Here is a 2,712-nt window from a genome sequence, read left to right on the forward strand (position 1 = left end):
CATCGGCCACCTCGTTGCGACGATCGAACCCGGCGAATGCAAAAACTACTTCACAAACGCCGGATACGCTTCCGTCAAAACGTGAAAGACTCTAGAGACGCCAAAGGAGGCGCATCAAGGCGCGCGATCGGTCAGCGCGCTAGCACCTTCCTCCGCGGCGCAATGTGCGCAGCAGTAGATGATGTCATCCTGTTCGACGCCATGTCCGATGATCCGGCATCCGCAATGCGGACACGTCGGTGCAAGTTTCTGGACCGCGCATTCGAAGCTGTCGAACGTGTAGGTCTCGTCGGCCATCGTCACGTTGAAAGCCTTATCGTAGTCATTCCCGCATTGATCGCATCTGGCCATAGTTCTTTTCCTTCTTTCATTGGCTTCAAGCTCGACCAACCTGTCGCGCGGCGATAGGTTCCCGCCAGGATCAGGGGGCCGTCCTAAGGCGGAGACGAGCGCGAGCCTACGCCACGGCGCTGTTCGATCAAGCGGATCACCTCCTCGATATCCCGCGGCTCGATGTCGAGTTCCTTCAGGCCCGGCGCGTCGATTGCTGCCACATTATCCTGACGCATAAGATCGATCTGGTTGCGCGTTATGGGGGCGGCCGGGAGGAGTTCCGCGACGCCAGCCAAGGCGTTCCATACCGCAAACGGCACCGGCATCAGCTTGACGTGCGTATCGAGCTGTCGGGCGATCTCCCGAAGCAGTTCCTTATAGGTATAGATACGCGGGCCACCGAATTCGAATGTGGTTGAACCCTTGTGGCTTCGGCCGTCGATCAGCCGGCTCACTGCTTCCGCGACGTCTGCCACATAGACCGGCTGAAGCCGTGTGCCACCATCGCCGAACAGTGGATAGACCGGCAGGAGGCGTATCATCCTCACAATGGTCGTGAGGAAAGCGTCGTCAGGTCCTGTCATGACGGCGGGACGCACAATGAAAGCGCCGGGAAATGCGCTTTCCACGGCAACTTCTCCGCGCCCACGTGCCCTTATATAATTCGAATCCGATTGAGGATCGGAGCCGATCCCTGAAATCTGGACGAACTGGTCGATCTCGCCGTTGCGCGACGCGGCAGCGAGATCGGCCGCGGCTTTCACATGGACGCGTTCAAAGGTCTGGACGCCCTGCTCGACGTAAAGACTGACAGCATTCACGATCACCTGTGATCCGGTAATGGCCGACCCGATCGAGGACGCATCCAATATATCCGCCTCGACTGCTTCGGGCATCCTTGTACTCGAGGAAAAGACCAGGGCCACGCGAGCCGGATGGCGAGATGCGGCACGGACTGTGAAACCCCTTTTCAGGAGCCGCTTCACGATCCTGCGCCCGAGAAAGCCAGTTCCGCCGAACACGGTGACGATCCGTTCCGGGTTGAGATCGTCAGGATCCATTTGCCTCGCCATCCCTTGTCCTCGCATAGCTGCCACGAGGACTGCCCTGGCTGGCATTTGAACCAGCCCGTCGAACATCAGGACGATTGGAGAACAACGCAGGAACGCTTTTGTTCCAGTCAGATAGACAAACCGAACGATTGAGCGAACGCAGGTGAGCGCCGGCACATGATCGAGGCTGCCGACGAAAAACCCCGAATGCCTCCTACCGGACGTCCGCTTTTGCGCGGCGCATCGAAGGTCAGCAAATGGCCCGACTTCCTTGTTCCCATCGACGAGACGATAGGCAACATAATCTGAACCGGAGATCGCAGCAGAACCGACCCCACTTCGGGAATAGCCTAGCTCCGCCCGTAGAAAACGTTCTCGACATGCACCGGCCAGCGCCACGGCAGTACGGCCACCATGTCGAAGCGCACCGATAATTTTCCGTAGTCGGATTGGCGCGACAACCAGAAATCGGCGGCGCCTTCGATGCGGCGCTCTGATTCGCGGCCGACTGCTTCCATTGCCTCCATCAGGGTGCGGCGCGCCTTGACCTCAACGATCAGCACCAGATCGCCGCGCCGCGCGATCAGGTCGATCTCGCCGAACCTGGTACGGTGTCGGCGAGCCAAAATCCTGTAGCCCTTCAGCATCAGCGCCGCCGCCGCCAGCCATTCGCCGTGATGGCCGCGCCGGTAGGCCTTTTGCCGGCTGGCGCTCGGCCGTTCAGCCATCGCCGTCTCCGCCGGCCCTGAGGTCGAGCAGCCGCCGGTAGAGCGCCTGTTTCTGGCCACCCGTCATCTTGGCGGCTTCCGCCGCTGCCTTGGAGGCCGGCATCTCGGCGGCGAGCGAAAGCAGAAGCCGGTCGATGTCTTCAGGCTCATCAGCGACCACATCGGCCGGGCCGACGCAGATGACGATTTCACCCTTGGGCGTATCGGCTCCCGCGTAATGGCTGGCGAGCGACTGGAGGGTGCCGGTCCGCATCTCCTCGAAAGTCTTGGTCAGCTCGCGGCCGATCGCCGCCTTGCGGGCACCGCCCAGCACCTCGACCATGGCACTGAGCGTCTCGGGCAGCCGGCGCGGCGATTCGAAGAAGATCAACGTTGCCGGCACCGCCTTCAACGCTTCCAGCCGCGTCAGCCGCTGCCCGGTCTTCACCGGCAGGAAGCCGGCAAACAGAAAGGCGTCCGAAGGCAGGCCGGATGCCGTCAGAGCGGCAAGTGGCGCCGACGGCCCGGGGATCGGCACGACACGAATGCCGCGTTCCAGCGCCTCGCCGACCAGCCGGTAGCCGGGGTCGGAGATGAGCGGCGTGCCGGCATCCGAGATC

General features: G+C 61.8%; 4 protein-coding genes. All 4 read right to left on the reverse strand.

Annotation, left to right across the window (positions count from 1 at the left end; all coding sequences use genetic code 11):
• Positions 1-114: 114 nt before the first annotated feature.
• Positions 115-351 (reverse strand): metallothionein, encoded by a 237-nt coding sequence (locus NKJ40_RS32050; RefSeq protein ID WP_254817997.1) that lies wholly within the window; start codon positions 349-351, stop codon positions 115-117.
• 83 nt (positions 352-434) lie between these two features.
• Positions 435-1,784 (reverse strand): complex I NDUFA9 subunit family protein, encoded by a 1,350-nt coding sequence (locus NKJ40_RS31650; protein ID WP_352469369.1) that lies wholly within the window; start codon positions 1,782-1,784, stop codon positions 435-437.
• Positions 1,736-2,113 (reverse strand): YraN family protein, encoded by a 378-nt coding sequence (locus tag NKJ40_RS31655; RefSeq protein WP_352469370.1) that lies wholly within the window; start codon positions 2,111-2,113, stop codon positions 1,736-1,738. Before NKJ40_RS31655 ends, NKJ40_RS31650 begins: the two co-directional genes overlap by 49 nt.
• Positions 2,106-2,712, reverse strand: a 607-nt coding sequence (gene rsmI, locus NKJ40_RS31660; RefSeq protein WP_352469371.1) for a 16S rRNA (cytidine(1402)-2'-O)-methyltransferase, incomplete at its 5' end; no start/stop codon positions are given. The genes NKJ40_RS31655 and rsmI, both read right to left, overlap by 8 nt.

This window comes from Mesorhizobium sp. M0119 (assembly GCF_040322615.1).
Taxonomy (GTDB): Bacteria; Pseudomonadota; Alphaproteobacteria; order Rhizobiales; family Rhizobiaceae; genus Mesorhizobium.